The sequence below is a fragment of the Flavobacterium sp. JAS genome (assembly GCF_020991455.1).
Classification (GTDB): domain Bacteria; phylum Bacteroidota; class Bacteroidia; order Flavobacteriales; family Flavobacteriaceae; genus Flavobacterium.
On record NZ_JAJMOX010000010.1, the window covers coordinates 95,683 to 117,123 of the forward strand.

Sequence of the window (21,441 nt, forward strand, 5' to 3'; positions counted from 1 at the left end):
TATTTTATCTTGGGGCTTATTTACAAATTACATATTCATAAAATGGTCTGGCTCCCATGGGGGTAACTACAAATGTCCCTTTATTGGACAATGTCATCGTAAAATCACTATTGTATTCTTCATTTGCATCAGTATTATGAAAAATGATTTTTCGTGTTTTTAATTTTTTAGATTGTATTTCGATATTTCCAATTTCATAACTTTTAAATACGAATGGTTTTTCTTTAAAATCCCAGTAGGTAAATTCTTTTTTACCAAAATCCAGATAAGATTTATTTTCGGAATCACAGAATTTTTGCTGTTCTGTAATGTAGTTTTCAATATCTTTTTTGGAATCAAAAGGGATGAAATCTGTCTCTGGATCACTATATGTAGTGTCATCAGTATAATCATAAGATAACCCTACAATCTTTTTCTTTTCTTTTGTAATCGCAAAGTAGAAATTGTAAATTCGTTTTCCACCTACATCCATTGCACGTGCTCTGTAATTGCATTTATCTTCCAATGCATGATGAGATTGAAAAACAGTGTCCGAAAGATTTACATAACCATTGTCAAAATCAGAGAGCTTGAATTTATGCTCATATTTTTCATAAAAAAAGCCTGTTTTCTCAAATTGGGTATCACCCAGATAAGTTGGGAATTTTTCAGAAGAAATGGTTGTATGAATTTTAGTTTCAAACCATTCTGTATGACTCATTTTGTTACCGAAAATTATTAAAGGATAGGGGCCGTCATAAAGATATTCGACAAAACCATCTTTTTCGTCAATGAACTTATTTATTTCTTTTTCATTATTAGTATTAAAAGCTTTTATAAAATCTTGAAAAAAGAGATTTAATTCCGTTTCTGATATTTCTTCCGGAGCTACAACCGTTTTTTGAGCCGTATTTAGTTGTGTTGTATTTGAAATATTTTTTTTAGGCGAATCACTTTTGAATGAAAAAAATAGTATAACAATTAATGCAAATGCAAAACCTATAATTAAACTTAATTTTAAAATCTTGTTCTTTGATTCCATCTTTTTAATGTTGTAAAGTGCTGCTAAACGTTGTTAATGATGATATTATGTTGTTTTTTCTTCTGCTAAAATAGGGATTTACTATTGCAAATAATAAAAAAGACTTTGTTTTTTTGAAATAGTTTCTTGTTAATTTTGAATTGCTTTTTTACAAAAAAAAAGAACCTCAATACTATTAATGTTATCACTAATAGTATTGAGGTTCTTTATAATATAAGTTTCTGTTTTTCTTTCTGAGACTAGTGGATTATCCTTCAATCTTAGCCGAAAGTTCAAACCATCTCTCTTCTTTCTGATCTATTTTATTGATGATGTTTTGTAATTCATTTGCTTTTTTCTCAATATCGGCATCGGCAACTTTTCCGTCAGAAAATAATTGTTCGATTTTAGTTTTGTCTATTTCTAAATCTTTTATTTCTCTTTCTAGTTTTTGATATTCTTTTTGTTCGTTGAAAGTCAGATTTCCTGTTGGATTATTTTGTTTCCAATCTTTCTTTTCAGCTTTGTTTTCTTCTTTTTGAGCAACATCGGCGCTGTCTTCATAAGCTCTAAAATCTGAGTAGTTTCCTGGGAAGCTTTCGATTTCACCTTTTCCTCTAAAGATAAATAAGTGATCTACAATTTTATCCATAAAATAACGGTCGTGAGAAACGACAAGTAAACATCCCGGATAATCTAAAAGAAAACTTTCCAAAACATTTAATGTTACAATATCTAAATCGTTTGTAGGTTCATCCAGAATTAAAAAGTTTGGATTCTGAATTAAAACCGTACATAAATACAAACGTTTTAACTCACCACCACTTAATTTTTCGACAAAGTCATATTGTTTTTTAGCGTCAAAAAGAAAACGTTCCAGCAATTGAGAAGCCGAAATCATTCGACCTTTTGCCAACGGAATAAACTCTCCGTATTCTTTAATAATATCTATAACACGCTGATTTGGTTTTGGATTAATTCCGCTTTGCGTATAATATCCAACTTTTATAGTTTCGCCTTTTACAACGCGGCCACTATCTAACGGAATTGTTCCGGTAAGAAGATTTAAAAAAGTAGATTTTCCGGTTCCGTTTTTACCAATGATTCCAATACGTTCTCCACGTTGAAAATCAAAACTGAAATTATCCAGAATAACGTGATCCTTGAATTTTTTAGAAATTTTGTGAAGCTCGATAATTTTGCTCCCCATACGTTCCATATTAATTTCAAGTTCAACTTTATTTTCAAGACGACGGCTTTGTGCTTTTTCTTTAATTACATAAAAATCATCCTGACGCGATTTTGATTTTGTAGTTCTCGCTTTTGGCTGACGACGCATCCATTCTAATTCTTTTACAAATAAGTTTTTTGCTTTGTCAACGCTGGCATTTTCAGAAGCAATTCTCTCTTCTTTTTTCTCTAAATAATAAGAGTAGTTTCCTTTGTATTGGTATAATTTACCATTGTCAAGTTCTATGATTTCATTACAAACACGTTCCAAAAAGAAACGGTCGTGCGTAACCATAAACAAGGTGATATTTTCTTTTGCAAAATAACTTTCCAGCCATTCGATCATTTCAAGATCCAAGTGATTGGTTGGCTCATCCAGAATTAATAAATCAGGGCGATTAATTAAAATGATTGCTAATGAAAGACGCTTTTTTTGTCCACCAGAAAGATTTTTAACTTTAAGTTTAAAATCTTCCAGTTTTAATTTGAATAAAATCTGCTTGTATTGCGTTTCAAAATCCCATGCGTTATGCTGGTCCATTCCGTCAAAAGCTTTTTGATAAGCTTCTTCATCGTCTGGGTTTTCAAGTGCTTTTTCGTAAGCTTCAATTACTTTAAGTGTTTCATTGTCTGATGCAAAGATGCTTTCTTCAATAGATAACTCGTCTTGTAAATTATTGTCTTGCGAAAGAAATGCCATTCTGATTCCTTTTCTCAGAACTACCTGACCAGTATCAGGCTCATCCAAACCATTGATAATACTCATAATGGTTGTTTTTCCTGAACCATTTTTAGCTATAAAAGCAATTTTTTGGTCTTTATTGATTCCAAATGAGATATTGTCAAAAAGCGTTCTTTCGCCAAATGACTTCGATATATTTTCTACAGATAAGTAATTCACTTTGTAAAATATGAGTTATAAATTATAAGTTATGAATGTTTTACAAAACATAACTTTTTTGCAAAAGTAAACTTTTATATTACCATTTACGAATTATTTATGGAGATAGGAATTCAATATTGGGCTTAAGTCAATGCGATGAATTTGTTGCGGAACATTGATTACCGGTTTCCGAACCAAAGATTCATTTGTCAAATAATAATGTAAACCATCTTGGGTGGCGATGCCTTCAATTTGCAGAATAGGAAGTTTTATAGCAATCCTTCGTTTATTTCCGGATAAAAAATCATTGTTTTTATAATCATATAAAAGATATAAAAATGGCTTTCCTAATTTTGAATAACCACAAAGTGCGAGGAGTTTTTTAGATTCTAAGTAAGTAGCGCCAGTGACTAAACCTTTTGTGTTAAGTGTATCTTTTAGCTGCGCAACATGATTGCCGGATCTGTTCGGTAGTGCATAAATACTAGTTTTGGAGGTGCTCCATTCTTTGGTAAACAAATAAATACTGTCTTTGCTAACAATAAAAGCTTCGCAATCAAAATTGGTTGTGTTTTGTTTTTTTGGAGAAAAATCGGTTTGATTAGAATATTGAAACGAAATAATTTCAATGTTTGGATTTCTTGCTAAGAAAGATTCTTTCTCTATTTTCAAAATGTGCAAATCAGTTCTGTTTCCGGTGTAATTATTTCCAAAATCGCCTATGTATATATGCGTGCTATCTTGCGAAATTTCTTCCCAGTCATTGTTTATTGCTTGTTCAAGTACTATTTTTCTTTTGATGTTTCCTAATGTGTCCAGTCCGTAAATAGTTTTATCATGATCATCATTATGTGTCCATAATAAATTATTGAAATAGATTAATCCGGAAGTTTCTTTGATCGAATCGGATGTTTTATTAGAATATTCCGGTTTAATTTTAAGAGAAGCATATAGACAACTCCCATTGTTGATAGTTGCTAATGGATTGTAGTTTTTTGAAAGTGGATCTGTACAGCCTGAAATTTGCGCATTTGCAGAAGATAAAATCAGGCAAAAAAATAAAATTGTTTTAAACATAATCTGCAATATTAAATCTGCATAATATAAAAGTAAACTTTTAAAGAATAGATTCTAAATAGTATCGAAAAATCTAATTAAAATATTATTTTGCAGTACTAATTCTAAATTAAATTTTATTCTAAAATTAAGGATAAAATCCCAACATGAAAATTCTACAAAAACTATCACATTATCGTTTTTCACGCTATTTTAAACTCTTATTTGTTTTAGTAGATGTAGTATTATTGAATTTGGCGACCATTTTGTCTGCATTGGCCAGATTTGGAAGTTTGGATAAACTTTTGTCGAAAGAAGAAAGAACAGTTTCTTTATTAGCTGTTTTAATTTGGATAGCATTATTACTTCAAAATGATTCCAACAGAAGTATAAGAGTTGAGCCAATAGAATCTATTTTGGTGCGAACAATAAAGAAGTTGATAATTCATGCTGCTTTAATCTCAGTTTTTGTCGTTTATTTAAAATATACCGATATTTCAAGACTTAGATTAGTCACATTTTATTTGATTTTCTTTGGGTTACTTATGATCTCTCGTTATTTATCGATGAAACTTTTAAAATATATTAGGGCACAAGGATATAATTTTAAAACTTTTATCGTGGTGGGAGCCAATGAATCAGGCCAAAAAATACGCAAAATATTGGCCAAAGATTTAACTTATGGATATCGCTTTTTAGGTTTTTTTGATGATAATATAGATCCTGAAATTGTTGATTCTTCCACAGTTTTGGGAGGTTTTGATGCTATTAGGCAATTTGTCACCGAAAAAAAAATAGATGAGATGTATGTGTCATTACATATTGACAATATTGAAATTATTAATGAGCTAACCCGAATTTGTGAACAAAATATGGTGCGCATCAAGTTTATTCCTGATTTTCAATTGTACACAAAATCAAGTAAAGTTGAGGTTGCTTTTTATGAAAATACGCCGGTATTAATGTTTCGTACAGAGCCTTTAGAGTTTGCAGTAAACCGATTGGCAAAAAAAGCGTTTGATATTATTTTTTCGGTTTTTGTTATTTTGTTGGTATTTCCGTGGTTGTTTCCAATTATAATGCTGATTATTAAAATAGAGTCGCCGGGACCAGTATTTTTTAAACAGGAAAGATCAGGTCGTGATAATCGAACTTTTATGTGTTATAAATTCAGAAGCATGTATGTTAATGGTCTGGCTCATAAAAAACAAGCCGAAAGAGGAGACCGCCGTATTACTAAATTTGGTGCTTTTATTCGTAAAACAAGTATTGATGAGCTGCCTCAGTTTTTTAATGTTTTTTATGGCGACATGTCAGTAGTAGGGCCAAGACCTCACATGGTAAATCTTGCGAAAGAATACAGTGATTTGATTAATAATTATTTAGTACGTCAATATGCTAAACCCGGAATTACGGGCTGGGCACAAGTCAATGGTTATCGAGGAGAAACTAAAGTCTTAAGTGATATGGAAAGCAGGGTAGAATATGATATTTGGTATATTGAAAACTGGAGTTTATTACTAGATATGAAAATCATTATAAAAACAGTTATCAATATTTTTAAAGGCGAAGAGAACGCTTACTGATTAAAATTTAAAAAACTGATTGTTAGCAATTACTTCTTTTAGATTAGTAATACTGCTTATTTTAATTCTGCTGTCAAAAGAGGCGATATGTTTTATATGATGAACATCAGTTCCTGCAAAATCATACATTCCTTTTTTAAGTAGTTTTTCTGCAACTTTAGTTATTTCTTCATCATAATAACCAACTGTAGACAATAAATTCAATTGAAAGAGACAGCCCGCTTTTTTTAGTTTTTCATATTCACCAAAGTTTTTATGATAAAAGCTATAGCGCTCCGGATGTGCCAAAACAGGAATGTAACCTGCAACTTGCAAATCAAATAATGTTTTGTACAATTGTATTGGAGCGTTGAGGTACGACATTTCTACCAATACATAATTATCTTTTAGTGTTAGAAGTTTTTTGTCTTTGAAATGACTTTCAAATGAATCATCCATCAAATATTCGGCCGCAGCCTGAAAAGGGATTTCCAGATTATTTTCTTCCAGTAAAAGTTGTGTCTTTTTATGATTGTCTATGATATCTTCCGGAGAATTATCCCAAATATAGTGGCTAATATGAGGTGTGACCGTAAATTGAGAAAACCCCATGTCCTGAAAAGCTTTTGCAAGTTGTATAGTATGCTTAATGGTTCTGGCTCCATCATCAATGCCGGGCAATAAATGCGAATGGATGTCAACAAAGCCCCCAGTAATAAGGTCCTTTAAGTGTGGTTTTGGTTTAAAGAATGATAACATGCAGACAAAAGTAAAAAAAATGTAAGGATTTTTAATACTATTGGTTAGAGGATTTATTTAAAACGATTTATAGCAAAATTGTTATAGAAACCTAATTTGACATTTCGTTCATTAGTTTATATTTGTTATTACTAATATGGTGTAATTTTATGAAAATTAAAGAAAATTTATACAATCAAAGGATTATTTCGATAGATGCTTTACGCGGAATTACCATTTTTATAATGATTTTTGTAAATGAGCTGGCGAGTATTACCAATGTGCCACAATGGATGAAACACATGTCTGCAGATGCAGATGCGATGACTTTTGTTGATGTGGTATTTCCGGCCTTTTTATTTATTGTAGGTATGTCGATTCCGTTTGCTTTCAATGCTCGATTATTAAAGGGAGACAACGCTAAAACAATCTGGACGCACACAGTAAAAAGAGCATTGGCTTTAATTATTATTGGTGTTTTTATGGTCAATGCCGAATATGGTTACGATGCAACAAAAATGATTATTGCACCTGCATTTTGGGGACTTCTTGCGTATGCAATGCCTATCCCGATTTGGAATAAATATGCGAAAGACTTTCCGGTTTGGATAAAAAACACACTTCAATATGGCGGAATGCTGGTTTTAGTAGCGCTATATTTTTTATATGTTCGGGATACAGGAGAGATTGGTATGACGCCAAAATGGTGGGGAATTCTTGGACTAATTGGTTGGGCGTATCTTATTACGGTAGTTTATTATTGGTTAGTTTCCGGAAGACTATGGGCTATGATTGTTTTTTTAATTGTTTGTGTTATTGCCAATTCAATTAATTTGACAGAAGGATCTTTTATACAACAAACATCTTGGCTAAGTTTCATCGCAGGACACTTAACGCATGCAGCATTAGTAACTGCGGGAGTTGTAATTTCATTATTGTTCTTCGATCGAAAAGTAGCGGCTAAAATCAATTGGGGAGTAATAGGTTTTGCTGTTTTGTTTTTTGTGACGGGTTATTTATTAAGACCATATTTCGGAATTTCAAAAATAAAAGGTACGCCATCTTGGACTATGTTTTCGGCTACAATTTGTACGGTATTATTCTATTTTCTGTATTGGTTGATGGAAATTAAAAAACAAACCAAATGGAGCAATTTCTTTATGCCGGCAGCAGCAAATCCTTTATTGATTTATATTCTGCCTGGAGTAATTTATTATTTCTGTAAAGCAGTTAATGTTCATATCATTCCGGGATATTTTCGTGTAGGAGTTCCGGGTATTATCTGGTCATTAGTTTTCTCAACGATAATGTTGTTTGTAATGAAGTTATGCAACAAGTATAAAATTCAATTACACTTATAAAAGGGTTCAAAAGTTTCAGGTTTCAAGTTTCACGTTCGCACTGAACGTGAAACTTGAAACCTGAAACAATTTTTAACGTATTCTTTTAAACGCAATTGGTCCGTTTCTTTTTTTATTGTCGACAAAAGTACCTTCTAATGTATTTCCGTCTTCAGACAATTTTAAAGTGTGAGTTCCTGCTGTTGCCCAGCCTTCAATTGGTAAAGCCACAGTTACGGTGTAAACAATTGTATTTCCTGTTCTTTTTCCTGTGCCGCTTTCTACAAATTTTTGTCCTTTCCATTCTAAATAATGTGAGAAAACAACTTTTCCGTTTTGCTCAGATATAATGGCAACAGCATTTTGAACACCGGGATTTATATCTTCCCAAACACCATTAATATCAATTTTTGATTTTGCAGATTTATTTTGGCTATAGCCAAAATTTGAATATAATACAGTAATAAAAAGCAGTAATAAAAGTCTTATTTTCATGTTTTTTAATTTTGAACTATAACTGATTTAATTTCTAAAAATGCTCCTGAAACCGGATTGTAATTCACAAAATTGAATTTGCAAAGGTTATGAATATCTAAAAGCTTTCCGTTTGACAATCCGTCTTGTTTAAAGTCTGACCAGGGAATTTTAATCGTTACAAATTTCTTTGGAGAAGCCGCAATATCAACTCTCGGATGCGAACCGCCATGCACGCAGCCAGTTCCTTCATTATTTCCTTCTCTGGCTTGTAACTTTATAAGATGAGATGATTTATAAGTGATACTTACGAATTTTGAGTTATAAGATAAGTTTGTTGGGCGACCATCGTTTGAATCTGATGGAGTAATCATGACATTCAATTCTATTTCTCCAACCGGATTGTCTTTTGCTGTGACTTTAATTCTTCCTTCTTTTTCTCTAATAGTATTAATAGTTTCCTGATTTTCTTTGGCTGGACCAGCAATGTACCAGATAGAAGATTTTACGAGATCTTTATTTATGTCTAAATGTTCTTGTGCCGAAACAAAACCAGATGTAAAAAAGATTGTTATTATCAGGAGAAAGGAATCAATTAGAATCGGTGTTTTGCTTTTCATAGAGCAACTATTTTAGTTCGAAATCAAAAATATACTTTTTTATAATCTGTTGTAGTTTTTCTTTTTTTATTATTTCTAAAATCAGCTTCTGTTTTAAATTAAATTTTAAATTTGTAAGAAGTTGTCTCTGAAAACCTTACGGAATGAAAAGTGTAAAATCTCTAATAGTTTTATTTTTCCTTTGTTTTATGCCATTTTGTTATTCGCAAAATGACACAATTCGAAATAATCAAAGAGATATTTTGGATGTTCTATATAAGCTTTTCAAAAAGAACGATTCAATAGCAAGAAAAGATAAAAAACTTGCCTTTTCATTGTTGCCTGTTCCTGTAAATGCAAATTCGTCAAATGGACTTGTTGTTTCCTTTTTAACTACTTTTTATTTGGGTGAAGATCACGAAACCACCAATATGTCACAGGTTACTTTTTCGCCTTATTTTAGTTTTAGTAATCAATATGTTTTTCCAATTCAGTCCTATATATATACCAAAGACAATAAATGGAATTTTATTGGAGATTATCGCTATTTGATTTATCCACAGCTTACTTACGGATTAGGAGATCATAATACAAAGGAAGAAATGTCGACTTTAGATTATCAACAATGGCGTTTCTATCAGTTTGTTACCCGAAAAGTTATTGGTAATTTTCGATTAGGTTTAGGATTGTTATTTGATAATTATAAAAATATATCCGAAGATTCAAAGATCGACGAACCAACAGATTATGTGAAATATATGAACGGAGATTTTTCAGATGAAACTTCATTTGGATATGCTTTTCAGGGTTTATACGATTCTAGAAAAAACACTGTTAATCCGGAACAAGGACTTTATGTTGAAGCCGATTTGAGAATAAATACAAGTGGAGTGCAAGGTGATAAATGGCAATCTTTGTATGTTGATGCCCGAAAATACCATTCTTTCAGTAAATACAAACATAGAGTTTGGGCTTCACGTGCTTTTTATTGGTCTACTTTTGGCGGAAAGCCACATTATCTTGATTTGCCAAGTATTGGTTGGGATCGTGATGGAAGAACCGGACGTGGTTTTACCAAAAATAGATACCGAAGTAACGCACTAATTTATTTCGAAACAGAATATAGAACTGATATAACCAGAAATGGCTTTTTTGGCGCTGTGTTTTTTGGGAATATATCGTCAGTTTCTAAGTTAGATACTTATAAATTTGACAAATGGCATCCTGCTGTTGGTACCGGAATCCGAATTAAATGGAATAAGAAGAACAATAGCAATTTGGCTCTGGATTACGGGATCAGTAAAAACGATTGGTCTTTACGGTTGGGATTATCTGAAAATTTCTAACTTTCCGAAAAATTCACAGTAAAAATTCTTCATGCAATTATCAGTAATTATTCTTAATTATAATGTGCGTTACTTTCTGGAACAATGTGTTTTAAGTGTTCAGGAAGCGCTTTCGACTCTTGATGCCGAAATTATTGTAATTGATAATAATTCGGCTGATGATAGTTGTGAGATGATGCAAAATAAGTTTCCGAATATAAAATTGATCGAAAATAAGATCAATTTTGGCTTCCCGAAAGGCAATAATATTGGAGTTTCTCAAGCGCGCGGAAAATACATTTGTATCTTAAATCCCGATACCGTTGTTGCCGAAGATACGTTTATTAAGATTTTGGCTTTCGCCGAAAGGCAAGCAGATTTAGGAATTATAGGCTGTAAGCTAATTGACGGAACAGGAAATTTTCTGCCGGAAAGTAAACGCGGAGTTCCAACGCCGTGGGTTGCCTTTACAAAGATTTTTGGTTTGTATAAAATTTTTCCAAAAACAAATCTTTTCAATCAATATTATGCACAACATTTAGATGAAAATGAAACAGGAAAAGTAGATATTTTAGTTGGAGCTTTTATGTTTCTAAAACGCGATTTGTATCAGGAATTACAGGGTTTTGATGAGGATTGTTTTATGTATGCCGATGATATTGATTTGTCGTACCGTGTTTTGCAAAAGCAAAAAGTAAATTATTATTTTCATGAAACAACCATTTTGCATTATAAAGGAGAAAGTACGGTAAAAGACGAAAAGTATATGAAACGTTTTCAGGAAGCAATGAATTTCTTTTACCAAAAGCATTTTAAGAAATCCTGGTTTTTTACTTTTTTTATCCAAATTGGCATTTGGTTTTTCTCTTTTGTAAAAATGTTTCAGGGAAAAGTTAAGTCAAAACCGTTGCCGGAAAGTGTCGTTTTTTACTCTTCAAATAAAATTTTGTCTGAAAAATTACCTTCTATTTTAAAAAATAAAGTACTCTTTTTAGATTTCAAAAAAGAAAAAATGGTAAATTCGTGGCTAGTTTTTAAGGGTAAAAGAGGGGAGATTATTTTGGATAATCAGTATGTTTCGTTCAAAAAATGTATCAAAATCATAGAAACTCTTAAAGATAAGAACATTACTTTTAAGATTTTCCCCAAAAACACCAATTTTATTATTGGAAGCAATTCCCGGAACGACAGAGGGCAAATTATAAAAATTGAGTAAAAAATTATATTAAGTGTAATTTATATTTAAAATATTCAGTAATTTCGCAATCAGAAAATCAAAATCATCCTTTAGATTAACAATATGGCAAGATTTGAATTAAAGCTTCCTAAAATGGGAGAGAGTGTCGCTGAAGCAACCATTACAAACTGGTTGAAAGAAGTTGGAGACAAAATTGAAGCTGATGAAGCAGTACTGGAAATTGCAACTGATAAGGTTGATAGTGAAGTACCAAGCGAAGTATCAGGAATTTTGATTGAACAATTGTTCGGTAAAGATGATCTGGTTCAGGTTGGGCAAACCATTGCGATTATTGAAACAGAAGGTGACGCGCCAGCTGCAAAAATTGAAGAAGCTGCTGCTCCTGCAGAAGTTGCTGAAATCGAAAAAACAATTGAAACAGTAAAAGAAGTTGTTACTGCACCTCAAGATTTTTCAGGATCTGACAAATTCTTTTCTCCATTAGTAAAAAATATTGCGAAGGAAGAAGGTATTTCTGTTGCTGAATTAGAAAGTATTGCTGGTTCAGGAAAAGATGGCCGTGTAACAAAAGAAGATATCTTAAAATATATTGAAAACCGTAAATCAGGAATTGTAGAAGCTCCAAAAGCTGTAGTTCCTGCGCCAAAAGCAGCAGAACCAGTTGCTGCTCCGGTTCAAAAAAGCCAACAAGCAGTTCCGGTTTCTGTAAATGGAGGTGATGAAATCATCGAAATGGACAGAATGCGTAAACTGATTTCTGGTTATATGGTAGCTTCGGTACAAACGTCTGCTCACGTGCAATCGTTTATTGAAGTTGATGTAACGAACATTGTAAAATGGAGAGATAAAGTTAAAACTGCTTTCGAGAAAAGAGAAGGTGAGAAGTTGACTTTTACGCCAATTATGATGGAAGCGGTTGCAAAAGCGTTAAAAGATTTCCCTGGAATGAATATTTCTGTTGATGGAGATTATATCATCAAAAAGAAAAATATAAACTTAGGAATGGCTGCAGCTTTACCAAACGGAAATTTAATTGTTCCGGTAATTAAAAATGCTGATCAGTTAAACCTTGTTGGAATGGCAAAAGCGGTTAACGATTTAGGAAACCGTGCAAAAGCAGGAAAACTAAAACCAGATGATACACAAGGCGGAACTTATACGGTGACGAATGTGGGAACTTTTGGAAGTGTTTTTGGAACGCCAATTATCAATCAACCTCAAGTTGGGATTCTGGCTTTGGGTGCGATTCGTAAAGTACCTGCAGTTATCGAAACTCCAGAAGGTGATTTTATTGGAATTCGTCAAAAAATGTTCTTGTCGCATTCTTATGATCACAGAGTTGTTGATGGAGCATTAGGTGGAAGTTTCGTGAAACGAGTAGCGGAATATTTAGAAGCTTTTGATGTAGACAGAGATTTCTAAAAGCATCATAAAAATAAATTCAAACCCGGGAAATTTTAATAATTTTCCGGGTTTTTTGTTTTGTAAGAAAAGGTTAAGAAAATGAATGCAAGCCAACTTTGAGAATGAATTTAAACGTTAAAATGTCGAAATTGCATTCCTTTTTGTTTAAAAAAATCAAGAATAAAAGAGGAAATTCGGCTTTAAAAATTACATTTGTAATCTTATAAAAATTAAAAATGGAACTCAAACTCAACAAACCAATTTGCTTTTTTGATCTTGAAACAACCGGAATTGATATCGGTAAAGATCGAATAGTAGAAATTTCGATATTCAAAGTTTTTCCAAACGGAAATAAAGAAAGTAAAACATGGTTGGTGAATCCAACGATTCCAATTCCACCACAAACTACTGCTGTTCATGGTATCACAGACGAAAAAGTAGCAAACGAACCTACTTTTGCAGAGCTGGCTCCACAAGTCTTTAATATGATTAAGGATAGTGATCTGGGCGGATTTAATTCAGATCGTTTTGATATTCCGTTGCTGGCTGAGGAATTGCTTCGTGCTGGAGTTGATTTTGATATGAAAAATAAAGTTTCAGTAGATGTGCAGACTATTTTTCATAAAATGGAAGAGCGTACCTTAAGTGCTGCGTTGAAATTCTATTGTGGAAAAAGTCTTGAAAATGCACATTCGGCAGAAGCGGATACAATGGCGACTTACGAAATTTTAAAAGCACAATTAGATCGTTATCCGGATTTAGAAAATGATATGAAATCATTGTCTGAATTTACAACTCGTAAAAAAATCGCTGATTTTGCAGGAATGATTGCTTTTGATGCAGACAACGAAGAAGTTTTTACCTTCGGAAAACATAAAGGAGTAAAAGTTGATAAAGTATTAGAATCAGAGCCTGGATATTTCAGCTGGATTCAAAATGCTGACTTTCCTTTATATACCAAGAAAGTCTTAACGGCAATTAAATTAAGAAAGTTAAATACTAAATAAGGTTCTAAGTCGCTAAGACTCTAAGGTGCTAAGTTTTTTGCATAGTTTCTTAGAGTCTTAGTAACTTAGCGACTTAGAGGCTATAAAAAAATGAAGATAATCTGTATCGGTAGAAATTATACCAATCATATAGAAGAATTAAAAAACGAACGTCCGTCAGAACCAGTAGTTTTTATGAAACCGGATTCGGCAGTTTTATTAAAGCAGCATCCGTTTGTAATTCCAGAATTTTCTGAAGAAATTCATCACGAAATTGAGATAATTGTTAAAATTAATAAGGTAGGAAAGTATATCGAGCCTAAATTTGCTCATAAGTATTATGATGAAATAAGTGTAGGTATAGATTTTACAGCCAGAGATTTACAGGATAAATTAAAAGCGAAAGGACTGCCTTGGGAGAAAGCAAAAGCGTTTGATGGCTCTGCGGTTATTGGAGATTTTTTGCCAAAAAGCGATTTTGTTTCGATGGAAAATCTTACATTTGAGTTGACAAACAATTCCCAAACAGTTCAAAAAGGAAATACAAGCCTAATGCTTTGGAAAATTGATGAGCTGATTTCTTATGTTTCGCAATATTTTACATTAAAAATAGGCGATATCATTTTTACAGGAACGCCTGAGGGTGTTGCTGCGGTTAAGCCAAATGATGTTTTAGAAGGCTTTTTAGAAGATAAAAAATTATTCAGAATACAAGTAAAATAATGGCTTTAAAGTACAACCTTTCGAAAGTATATGCACTTTCAGATAATGATCCTGAATTTGTAAACGAAATTCTAAAATTATTTGTTACCGAAGTTCCTGAGGATTTAAAACAAATCAAAGAGGGAATTAGGAAAAAGGATCATAAGTATGCTTATTCTTATGCTCACAAAATAAAACCCACATTAGATCTAATGGGGTTAAACGTAGCTTTTGAAGAAATTCTACAAGTTGAGGCCTGGACAAAAGCTGAAGGCAAGAAAAAAGAAATTGTCGAAACTTTTAAGAGCATTAAATTGCAGGTAAAAGAGGCAATAAAAGAAATCAAAAAAGACTTTGATTTGTAAGATATGGGCATGACCTAATTTTTGACCTTTTTAAATTTAGGTCAAAAATTGGGTCGGGTTATTCACTGTATCTTTTGTTTCAGAAAACTTCGTTAAACAAGTATTTATCAGGTGTCACAAAAGGATGCCGTTTCTACCCCTCACGCAAAATCGTTGCGACAAGAACCTTCTTTATAATAATAACTTACAATGTCGTAAGTAAATATATTCCACAGCTATGAAAGCAACTATCATTACTATTGGAGACGAAATTTTAATAGGTCAAATTGTAGATACAAACTCAGGTTTTATCGCAAAATCTCTAGACCGAATCGGGGTTGAAGTTCATGAAATGATTTCGATCAGCGATGATAAAAAACACATTTTAGATACATTTGCTCAGTTACAAAACAAAGTTGATGTCGTGATTGTAACAGGCGGTTTAGGACCAACAAAAGACGATGTTACTAAGAAAACCTTCTGCGAATACTTTGATGACGAATTGGTGGTGAATCCGGAAGTTTTGGCACACGTGACAGAATTGATCGAAGGTTTTTATAAACGACCGATATCGCAGTTAAATAAAGATCAGGCCTTAGTTCCATCAAAATGTACCGTTTTGCATAACAAAGTAGGAACGGCGCCGGGAATGTGGATGAAGAAGGAGAATACAGTGTTTATTTCGCTTCCGGGAGTTCCGTACGAGATGAAATATTTAGTCGAAGAAGAGATAATTCCTAAAATAGTTCGGGAGTACAAACGTCCGTATATCATTCATAAAACCATTTTAACCTATGGTCAGGGTGAGAGTTTAGTTGCAGAGCGTATCGAAGATTGGGAAAATAATTTGCCTGAATTTATCAAGCTTGCTTATTTGCCAAATCCCGGTAGAGTGCGTTTACGTTTGTCTGCAAGAGGAACAAATAAAGAAGAATTAGAAGCAGCAATAGAAGAGAATGTGAAATCACTAGATGCTATAATTAATGATATTATAGTAGGTTATGAAGAAAACGAAACAATAGAATCCGTAGTTGGAAAAATTCTGACCAAGCAAAATAAAACTATTTCGACCGCCGAAAGTTTTACGGGAGGGAAAATTGCTTCGCTTTTGTCTGCTATTCCCGGAGCGTCAAATTATTTTAAAGGCAGTATTGTTTCTTATGCAACAGAGGCGAAGGTCAATGTTCTTGGTGTCTCACAGGAATTAGTTGATAAATTTACGGTGGTAAGTGCAGAGGTTGCTTCGGCTATGGCTTTGAATGTGAAAGAGATACTAAAAACAGACTATGCAATCGCGACAACTGGGAACGCCGGACCGACAAAAGGAGATTCAAATGCTGAAATTGGAGCTGTTTTTATCGCTTTGGCTACTCCTAGCGGAATAATTGTTGAAGAATTTAACTTTGGCCAACCACGTGAAAAAGTGATAGATAGAGCCACAATTAAGAGTTTAGAAATATTACAGAAAGAAATTTTAAAAAATGTGTACTAATTTTTTGTTTCAATCGTTTATTTTTCTTTTCTTTGCACCCTGATTTTGAATAACGATAAAAGATAAGTATAATGTCAAGAGTTTGTGACCTTACAGGTAAAAGAGCGATGGTAGGAAATAACGTTTCTCACGCTATGAACAAAACTAAGAGAAAATTTTCTGTTAACTTAGTTAAAAAGCGTTTTTATCTTCCAGAAGAAGATAGATGGATTACTCTTAGAGTAGCAGCATCTACGATAAAAACAATTAATAAAAATGGAATCACTGCGGTTTTGAAAAAAGCTCAGTCAGAAGGATTTATCAAATAATCTTTTCCTAAATAAATATATAGCAAGATGGCAAAGAAAGGTAATAGAATCCAAGTAATTTTAGAATGTACTGAGCACAAGACTTCTGGTGTTCCAGGAACTTCTAGATACATTACAACTAAGAACAAAAAAAATACTCCAGACAGATTAGAGATTAAAAAATTTAATCCAATCTTGAAAAGAGTAACTGTTCACAAAGAAATTAAGTAATAATTAGGGATTTTTGTAAATCTCAAATGGTTTAGCCATTTCGAGTTTTATAAGAAACTTCAAATAACATTTGAATCATGGCAAAGAAAACCGTAGCATCGTTACAAACATCTTCTAAGAGATTATCAAAAGCCATCAAAATGGTAAAATCTCCTAAAACTGGTGCATATACATTCGTAGAATCTATTATGGCTCCTGAAGAAGTTGATACTTTCTTGAAAAAGAAATAATTACAATCACATTATATAGAAAAGCTACTTTCATTCGGAAGTAGCTTTTTTATTTTTTATATTTGTCTAAAATTTAAAGAAGCATACGTAATTTTGGGTTTCTTTAAATATTAAGGATTATTTAGATCGTAAAATCGAATAATCTAAAAAACTAACAATCTATAAAAAATGAGTTTTTTTAAAAAAATATTCTCTACTGATAAAAAAGAGACTTTGGACAAAGGTCTTGAAAAATCAAAAACTACCTTTTTCTCAAAGTTAAGTAAAGCCGTTGCCGGAAAATCTAAAGTCGATGACGATGTTCTGGATGATCTGGAAGAAATTCTGGTTGCATCAGATGTTGGTGTTGATACAACTTTGAAAATAATCTCAAGAATTGAAAAACGTGTTGCTGAAGATAAATATTTAGGAACTGACGAATTGAATCAAATTCTTCGTGAAGAAATTGGTGCTTTGTTGTCTGAGACTAATACTGGTGAAGCTACAGAATTTGAAATTCCGAAAGATAAAAAACCTTATGTTTTAATGGTGGTTGGTGTCAACGGAGTTGGTAAAACAACGACTATTGGTAAACTAGCTTATCAGTTTAAGAAAGCGGGTTATAATGTGGTCTTAGGAGCCGCAGATACTTTTCGTGCTGCTGCCATCGATCAATTGCAAGTTTGGGCGGATCGTGTAGGTGTGCCAATTGTGAGACAAAACATGGGTAGTGATCCTGCTTCTGTTGCTTTTGATACGCTGCAATCTGCAGTTGCTCAAAATGCTGATGTAGTTATTATTGATACTGCTGGGCGTTTGCATAACAAAATCAATTTGATGAACGAACTTACCAAAGTAAAACGCGTAATGCAAAAAGTCGTTGCTGATGCTCCGCATGATGTGCTTTTGGTTTTGGACGGTTCTACTGGTCAAAATGCTTTTGAGCAAGCAAAGCAATTTACTGCTGCGACTGAAGTGACTTCACTTGCTGTAACCAAATTGGACGGAACTGCAAAAGGTGGTGTTGTAATTGGTATTTCAGATCAATTTAAAATTCCTGTAAAGTATATTGGAATAGGTGAAGGAATTGAAGATTTACAGGTCTTTAATAAATATGAATTTGTGGATAGTTTTTTTAAATAATCTTTTTTAGATAATTTCAATGAGTTTTTCTTCTTTAAAAAATATAACACCTGTTAGTTTTTATTTTGCAAGCGTTGTATGTTTTGTTTTGGCGAATGTATTAAAAGATAAAAGTTTGCCTTTTTATTATATTCTGTTAATTATTGGGTTGGTTCTCTTTTTTATGGGAATGCTAAAAAGATTACGTACAAAATAGTATGTCTTTATTCTAAAATGGAATCTTTAGTTTTAGGAACTATTTTTTTAGATTCCATTTTGTTCCATCTGAAAACACAACATAATAGGCTCGTGCTGATATAATTGTATTGGCATCAGTTGAGAAATCTTCCCATATTTGAGATCTGCTTTGATGAGGTTTAAGTAAATCATCAGTATAACCCTCAGCTTTTCCTTTTATGAAAAAGCTTCTTCCGCTTGCGGGTTTTTCAAAGCCATTTTCACAATACCACTCAAACCGAATGGCTTTGATGTTTTTATTACTTACATTTTTATAAAGTAATTTAATGTCTTTGTGGTCTGAATATTGAGTTTTAGACAGTTTTGCAGAGATAATTTTGACTGGTGATTTTTTTATATTAAGCGTGTCTAAAAAGGTCTTTTTTATTGAATCTGTTATGGTTAGAGTGTTATTTTGTGTAATTTGTTGGTGCTCTATTTTAACAGGTATAACTATTTGAGTAGTGCTCTTTTTTTTAGTGCACGACAGGGATACTAATATAATAAAAACGAGTAGCGTTTTTTTCATAGTTGATTATAATAGCTTTTGTTTAATCGCATATTTCCGTATTTCCTTGAAGGATTTTTTTTAATAGATAAAACATTAAAAATCAATTAAGTGTGTTGTTTTTATTGCTTCTAACTTACTGTATAAATCCAATTGATTTTGAAGTTGTATTTTAGTGCAAAAATCTTGTTTTTTTTATCTTGGATAACCATAAGAAGTTTTAAAAACAATGTAATAAGACTATTGTTTAGTTTGTGCTGTTTTGAATTTTAAGGAAAAGAAAAAGACCCTTTAGTTTTGAAAGAGTCGTTTAAAAAAAGACGTTATAAAGAATTTGTATGCTTCTTTATAACGTCTTGTAATTGCAGAAATAGTGATCTAACTTATTGAAAGACTATAAGATAGTTAAACTCTTTATTAAGTATTTAAAGAGGTTAATCTACTAAGTTTATTGATACAAAGCACTAATTTTCTCCCATAAAGTTTTATCAAAATCAGACAAGGCTAAGTTGACATTGTCTGCGGCGTCTCCCATTCTGATGATGACCATGTTTTTGCTGGGAACAATGTAGATTTTCTGATCATTTTTGCCTAATGCCATAAACATATCATTTGGGGCTGTTGGAATAATGCTTCCTTGAAAAGTAAGTTGTGATTGTGGTAAATGATAAGACGCTTTTCCGTTTAACCACCATAAATAGCCATATCCTAAATTAATATTTTGCGAAGTAGTTGTTGCTTCATTAAAATAAGCTTCATTTAGAATTTGATTGTTTTCCCATTTTCCCTTATTCAGCATTAAAAGTCCAAATCGTGCCATGCTTCTGGATGTGCTGGTGTAAACGCTGTTAGCGCCAAGTTGTACCCAATTGCCCTCCATACCAATTTTATCTCTTAATTTGGCGTTGAAATAGTTTTGCCAGGTTTGTCCGCTTGCTTTTGCGATTACATCTTGTAATTTTACATACACATTGTGATATGCCCAACGTGTTCCAGCGTCGGCTTTGTAGATTAAGCTTGCGGGATCAACATCATCTGTACTGTCATCAAGTCCTGAAGTCATTGTAAGTAGGTTTTTGCAAGTAATAAGGTTTTCTTGTGTAAGAGTTTCACTTGTCCAGCCGGTTCCTATATATTGTGAAACTTTATTATTGATGTTTATTAGGTTTTCTTGTTGTGCAATTCCGGTTATAGTTGATGTCAGGGTTTTTCCTGCGCTTGCCCAATACCAGTTGGTTGTTGCGGAATGACCATTGAAATAATTTTCCATTACAATTCGGCCATTGATTAAAATGATGAAAGATTTAGAATGTTTAAGTTCTAAATAATCTAAAAGTGGCTGAACAGCGGCTTGATTCCATTTTAGATCCGCTACGGATTTTGTTTCCCAAGTATTTCCTGTTAATGGAGGGAAATACATACTTTCCGTTGGAGTTGGCGTTTGTTCGTTTGGATCTGAACTGCATCCTGCAAATGCAAAGATTGTCAGGATTATACAAATTGTTTTAGTCATGTTTTTTTGGTTTTGGTTGAGGGTTGGACTAAAAATATTTGAAATAGTTTAATTGGTTTTGTAATTTTTTATTTCTTTTGATGTTTATAAGTTTAACTTTGTAGTTCGCAAAAATCTCTTTTGAAAACTGGAGCCTTAGCTCTGATGGAAGCGGCATCCTTTTATGGTGGGGTTCACTGTAAAAGATAAAGCGGACAGCAGGAAATAGCTCCTGATTCTTCGGCTTAACTCAGATTGAAAGCAATTGAAATTTAATATAATAAACTATGAAAAACACTTTTATGATTTTGGTTTTGTCGCTCTTGTTTGTGAGCTGCAAACAGGAAATTAAACCAACGGATATCGCAAAACTCAATGGCTATTGGGAAATCGAAAAAGTGGTTTTTGATAAGGGTGAACAGAAGGATTATGGAATGAATGAAAGTTTTGATTTTTTTGAAATTAAAAATAATAAAGGGTTTCGAAAGAAAGTAATGCCTCAGTTTGATGGAACTTTTTTGACAAGTGATTCTTTTGAAAATGTTTCGGTTCGATTTAAAGATGATCAGGTATTTTTGGATTATAAAACGAATTATGCAAAATGGAGCGAGGAATTGATTTCAATTTCGGATAAGGAATTGGTCGTAAAAAATCAAGAGAAAAAAGAATATCATTATAAAAAAGCAGGACCAATAAATTTATTAAACGATGGCAAAAAGACTAAATAATCAGAGTACGATTGGGGCTGTTTTGCAACAGATTATCCAGGTGAATAAATTAGGTCCCGGAATGGATCAGATTGACGTAAAAGAGGCGTGGAGACAGTTGATGGGGAATGGTGTGAACACATATACTAAAAATGTTGTGCTGAAAGGCAGTACTTTGTATGTTGAACTTGGATCGGCTGTTTTAAGAGAAGAATTAAGTCACGGAAAGTCTAAAATCGTTAAAATGATTAATGAAGAACTAGGACGTGAGGTAGTGAAGGATGTTGTTTTACGTTAGACTTCTTAGATTTT

Annotated in this window: 23 protein-coding genes; 15 read left to right on the forward strand and 8 right to left on the reverse strand. The window is 32.6% G+C overall.

The genetic code is table 11. The features are described from left to right. Nucleotides 1–16: 16 nt before the first annotated feature. The 3 genes from LPB88_RS16130 to LPB88_RS16140 form a co-directional block, all read right to left on the reverse strand. Nucleotides 17–1,021, reverse strand: a complete 1,005-nt coding sequence (locus tag LPB88_RS16130) for a hypothetical protein (RefSeq protein WP_230716682.1) — start codon at nt 1,019–1,021, stop codon at nt 17–19. Between the two features lie 247 nt (nt 1,022–1,268). Beyond that, complete coding sequence (locus LPB88_RS16135; RefSeq protein WP_230716683.1) at nt 1,269–3,131, reverse strand: ABC-F family ATP-binding cassette domain-containing protein; 1,863 nt, start codon at nt 3,129–3,131, stop codon at nt 1,269–1,271. Between the two features lie 93 nt (nt 3,132–3,224). Further along, the gene (locus LPB88_RS16140; RefSeq protein WP_230716684.1) at nt 3,225–4,190 is read right to left on the reverse strand and encodes a T9SS C-terminal target domain-containing protein; all 966 of its coding nucleotides are present in this window, start codon (nt 4,188–4,190) and stop codon (nt 3,225–3,227) included. 146 nt (nt 4,191–4,336) lie between these two features. Here LPB88_RS16140 and LPB88_RS16145 point away from each other — a divergent pair, with 146 nt between their 5' ends. Further along, complete coding sequence (locus tag LPB88_RS16145) at nt 4,337–5,755, forward strand: undecaprenyl-phosphate glucose phosphotransferase (protein ID WP_230716685.1); 1,419 nt, start codon at nt 4,337–4,339, stop codon at nt 5,753–5,755. Here the strand turns inward: LPB88_RS16145 and LPB88_RS16150 are convergent, their stop codons facing one another. Beyond that, nucleotides 5,756–6,493: a tyrosine-protein phosphatase gene (locus LPB88_RS16150; protein ID WP_230716686.1), complete on the reverse strand. Its 738-nt coding sequence runs from the start codon at nt 6,491–6,493 to the stop codon at nt 5,756–5,758. 149 nt (nt 6,494–6,642) lie between these two features. Here LPB88_RS16150 and LPB88_RS16155 point away from each other — a divergent pair, with 149 nt between their 5' ends. Beyond that, complete coding sequence (locus tag LPB88_RS16155) at nt 6,643–7,833, forward strand: DUF5009 domain-containing protein (protein WP_230716687.1); 1,191 nt, start codon at nt 6,643–6,645, stop codon at nt 7,831–7,833. Between the two features lie 72 nt (nt 7,834–7,905). Here the strand turns inward: LPB88_RS16155 and LPB88_RS16160 are convergent, their stop codons facing one another. Both LPB88_RS16160 and LPB88_RS16165 read right to left on the reverse strand, forming a co-directional pair. Next, nucleotides 7,906–8,307 (reverse strand): hypothetical protein, encoded by a 402-nt coding sequence (locus tag LPB88_RS16160; protein ID WP_230716688.1) that lies wholly within the window; start codon nt 8,305–8,307, stop codon nt 7,906–7,908. A gap of 5 nt (nt 8,308–8,312) precedes the next feature. Next, nucleotides 8,313–8,906 (reverse strand): hypothetical protein, encoded by a 594-nt coding sequence (locus tag LPB88_RS16165; protein WP_230716689.1) that lies wholly within the window; start codon nt 8,904–8,906, stop codon nt 8,313–8,315. A 143-nt stretch (nt 8,907–9,049) separates the two neighbouring features. Here LPB88_RS16165 and LPB88_RS16170 point away from each other — a divergent pair, with 143 nt between their 5' ends. The 11 genes from LPB88_RS16170 to ftsY all read left to right on the forward strand — a co-directional run bounded on the left by LPB88_RS16170 (nt 9,050) and on the right by ftsY (nt 18,206). After that, nucleotides 9,050–10,231 carry a hypothetical protein gene (locus tag LPB88_RS16170; protein ID WP_230716690.1) on the forward strand — a complete coding sequence of 394 codons (1,182 nt, stop codon included), beginning with the start codon at nt 9,050–9,052 and terminating at the stop codon, nt 10,229–10,231. Nucleotides 10,232–10,262: 31 nt separating this feature from the next. Beyond that, entirely contained in the window at nt 10,263–11,426 is a 1,164-nt protein-coding gene (locus tag LPB88_RS16175; RefSeq protein ID WP_230716691.1) for a glycosyltransferase family 2 protein, read from the forward strand. Nucleotides 11,427–11,510: 84 nt separating this feature from the next. Then, nucleotides 11,511–12,830 carry a dihydrolipoamide acetyltransferase family protein gene (locus LPB88_RS16180; RefSeq protein WP_230716692.1) on the forward strand — a complete coding sequence of 440 codons (1,320 nt, stop codon included), beginning with the start codon at nt 11,511–11,513 and terminating at the stop codon, nt 12,828–12,830. 218 nt (nt 12,831–13,048) lie between these two features. Then, nucleotides 13,049–13,819: a 3'-5' exonuclease gene (locus LPB88_RS16185; RefSeq protein WP_230716693.1), complete on the forward strand. Its 771-nt coding sequence runs from the start codon at nt 13,049–13,051 to the stop codon at nt 13,817–13,819. Nucleotides 13,820–13,909: 90 nt separating this feature from the next. Beyond that, nucleotides 13,910–14,521, forward strand: a complete 612-nt coding sequence (locus tag LPB88_RS16190; protein ID WP_230716694.1) for a fumarylacetoacetate hydrolase family protein — start codon at nt 13,910–13,912, stop codon at nt 14,519–14,521. Continuing rightward, nucleotides 14,521–14,865, forward strand: a complete 345-nt coding sequence (locus tag LPB88_RS16195; protein ID WP_230716695.1) for an Hpt domain-containing protein — start codon at nt 14,521–14,523, stop codon at nt 14,863–14,865. Before LPB88_RS16190 ends, LPB88_RS16195 begins: the two co-directional genes overlap by 1 nt. 217 nt (nt 14,866–15,082) lie before the next feature. Then, on the forward strand, nt 15,083–16,336 hold the full coding sequence (locus LPB88_RS16200) for a CinA family nicotinamide mononucleotide deamidase-related protein (protein ID WP_230716696.1): 1,254 nt from the start codon (nt 15,083–15,085) through the stop codon (nt 16,334–16,336). Between the two features lie 71 nt (nt 16,337–16,407). Then, complete coding sequence (rpmB, locus tag LPB88_RS16205; RefSeq protein WP_008468080.1) at nt 16,408–16,644, forward strand: 50S ribosomal protein L28; 237 nt, start codon at nt 16,408–16,410, stop codon at nt 16,642–16,644. Nucleotides 16,645–16,671: 27 nt separating this feature from the next. Then, nucleotides 16,672–16,854: a 50S ribosomal protein L33 gene (rpmG, locus tag LPB88_RS16210; protein WP_008253902.1), complete on the forward strand. Its 183-nt coding sequence runs from the start codon at nt 16,672–16,674 to the stop codon at nt 16,852–16,854. Nucleotides 16,855–16,931: 77 nt separating this feature from the next. Then, nucleotides 16,932–17,084 (forward strand): DUF4295 domain-containing protein, encoded by a 153-nt coding sequence (locus LPB88_RS16215; RefSeq protein WP_007805819.1) that lies wholly within the window; start codon nt 16,932–16,934, stop codon nt 17,082–17,084. Between the two features lie 168 nt (nt 17,085–17,252). Next, nucleotides 17,253–18,206, forward strand: coding sequence for a signal recognition particle-docking protein FtsY (ftsY, locus tag LPB88_RS16220; protein ID WP_230716697.1), 954 nt, complete (start codon nt 17,253–17,255; stop codon nt 18,204–18,206). A gap of 235 nt (nt 18,207–18,441) precedes the next feature. On the opposite strand, the gene LPB88_RS16225 is transcribed toward ftsY, so the two are convergent. Next, complete coding sequence (locus tag LPB88_RS16225; protein ID WP_230716698.1) at nt 18,442–18,951, reverse strand: hypothetical protein; 510 nt, start codon at nt 18,949–18,951, stop codon at nt 18,442–18,444. 427 nt (nt 18,952–19,378) lie between these two features. Next, entirely contained in the window at nt 19,379–20,443 is a 1,065-nt protein-coding gene (locus LPB88_RS16230) for a serine hydrolase (RefSeq protein WP_230716699.1), read from the reverse strand. 266 nt (nt 20,444–20,709) lie between these two features. Here LPB88_RS16230 and LPB88_RS16235 point away from each other — a divergent pair, with 266 nt between their 5' ends. Both LPB88_RS16235 and LPB88_RS16240 read left to right on the forward strand, forming a co-directional pair. Further along, entirely contained in the window at nt 20,710–21,150 is a 441-nt protein-coding gene (locus LPB88_RS16235; protein ID WP_230716700.1) for a lipocalin family protein, read from the forward strand. Continuing rightward, on the forward strand, nt 21,131–21,427 hold the full coding sequence (locus LPB88_RS16240) for a DUF721 domain-containing protein (RefSeq protein WP_121329250.1): 297 nt from the start codon (nt 21,131–21,133) through the stop codon (nt 21,425–21,427). The genes LPB88_RS16235 and LPB88_RS16240 overlap by 20 nt, the downstream gene beginning before the upstream one ends. The last annotated feature ends 14 nt before the right edge of the window (nt 21,428–21,441 follow it).

Bases quoted from the DNA above. Each gene is read 5' to 3' on its own strand.
- LPB88_RS16175 (WP_230716691.1), top strand. From the start codon at position 10,263: ATGCAATTATCAGTAATTATTCTTAATTATAATGTGCGTTACTTTCTG.
- LPB88_RS16165 (WP_230716689.1), bottom strand. From the start codon at position 8,906: ATGAAAAGCAAAACACCGATTCTAATTGATTCCTTTCTCCTGATAATA.
- LPB88_RS16195 (WP_230716695.1), top strand. From the start codon at position 14,521: ATGGCTTTAAAGTACAACCTTTCGAAAGTATATGCACTTTCAGATAAT.
- LPB88_RS16180 (WP_230716692.1), top strand. From the start codon at position 11,511: ATGGCAAGATTTGAATTAAAGCTTCCTAAAATGGGAGAGAGTGTCGCT.
- LPB88_RS16225 (WP_230716698.1), bottom strand. From the start codon at position 18,951: ATGAAAAAAACGCTACTCGTTTTTATTATATTAGTATCCCTGTCGTGC.
- LPB88_RS16160 (WP_230716688.1), bottom strand. From the start codon at position 8,307: ATGAAAATAAGACTTTTATTACTGCTTTTTATTACTGTATTATATTCA.
- LPB88_RS16140 (WP_230716684.1), bottom strand. From the start codon at position 4,190: ATGTTTAAAACAATTTTATTTTTTTGCCTGATTTTATCTTCTGCAAAT.
- LPB88_RS16235 (WP_230716700.1), top strand. From the start codon at position 20,710: ATGAAAAACACTTTTATGATTTTGGTTTTGTCGCTCTTGTTTGTGAGC.
- LPB88_RS16215 (WP_007805819.1), top strand. From the start codon at position 16,932: ATGGCAAAGAAAACCGTAGCATCGTTACAAACATCTTCTAAGAGATTA.
- rpmG (WP_008253902.1), top strand. From the start codon at position 16,672: ATGGCAAAGAAAGGTAATAGAATCCAAGTAATTTTAGAATGTACTGAG.
- LPB88_RS16130 (WP_230716682.1), bottom strand. From the start codon at position 1,021: ATGGAATCAAAGAACAAGATTTTAAAATTAAGTTTAATTATAGGTTTT.
- LPB88_RS16185 (WP_230716693.1), top strand. From the start codon at position 13,049: ATGGAACTCAAACTCAACAAACCAATTTGCTTTTTTGATCTTGAAACA.
- rpmB (WP_008468080.1), top strand. From the start codon at position 16,408: ATGTCAAGAGTTTGTGACCTTACAGGTAAAAGAGCGATGGTAGGAAAT.
- LPB88_RS16240 (WP_121329250.1), top strand. From the start codon at position 21,131: ATGGCAAAAAGACTAAATAATCAGAGTACGATTGGGGCTGTTTTGCAA.
- LPB88_RS16190 (WP_230716694.1), top strand. From the start codon at position 13,910: ATGAAGATAATCTGTATCGGTAGAAATTATACCAATCATATAGAAGAA.
- ftsY (WP_230716697.1), top strand. From the start codon at position 17,253: ATGAGTTTTTTTAAAAAAATATTCTCTACTGATAAAAAAGAGACTTTG.
- LPB88_RS16170 (WP_230716690.1), top strand. From the start codon at position 9,050: ATGAAAAGTGTAAAATCTCTAATAGTTTTATTTTTCCTTTGTTTTATG.
- LPB88_RS16230 (WP_230716699.1), bottom strand. From the start codon at position 20,443: ATGACTAAAACAATTTGTATAATCCTGACAATCTTTGCATTTGCAGGA.
- LPB88_RS16155 (WP_230716687.1), top strand. From the start codon at position 6,643: ATGAAAATTAAAGAAAATTTATACAATCAAAGGATTATTTCGATAGAT.
- LPB88_RS16145 (WP_230716685.1), top strand. From the start codon at position 4,337: ATGAAAATTCTACAAAAACTATCACATTATCGTTTTTCACGCTATTTT.
- LPB88_RS16200 (WP_230716696.1), top strand. From the start codon at position 15,083: ATGAAAGCAACTATCATTACTATTGGAGACGAAATTTTAATAGGTCAA.
- LPB88_RS16150 (WP_230716686.1), bottom strand. From the start codon at position 6,493: ATGTTATCATTCTTTAAACCAAAACCACACTTAAAGGACCTTATTACT.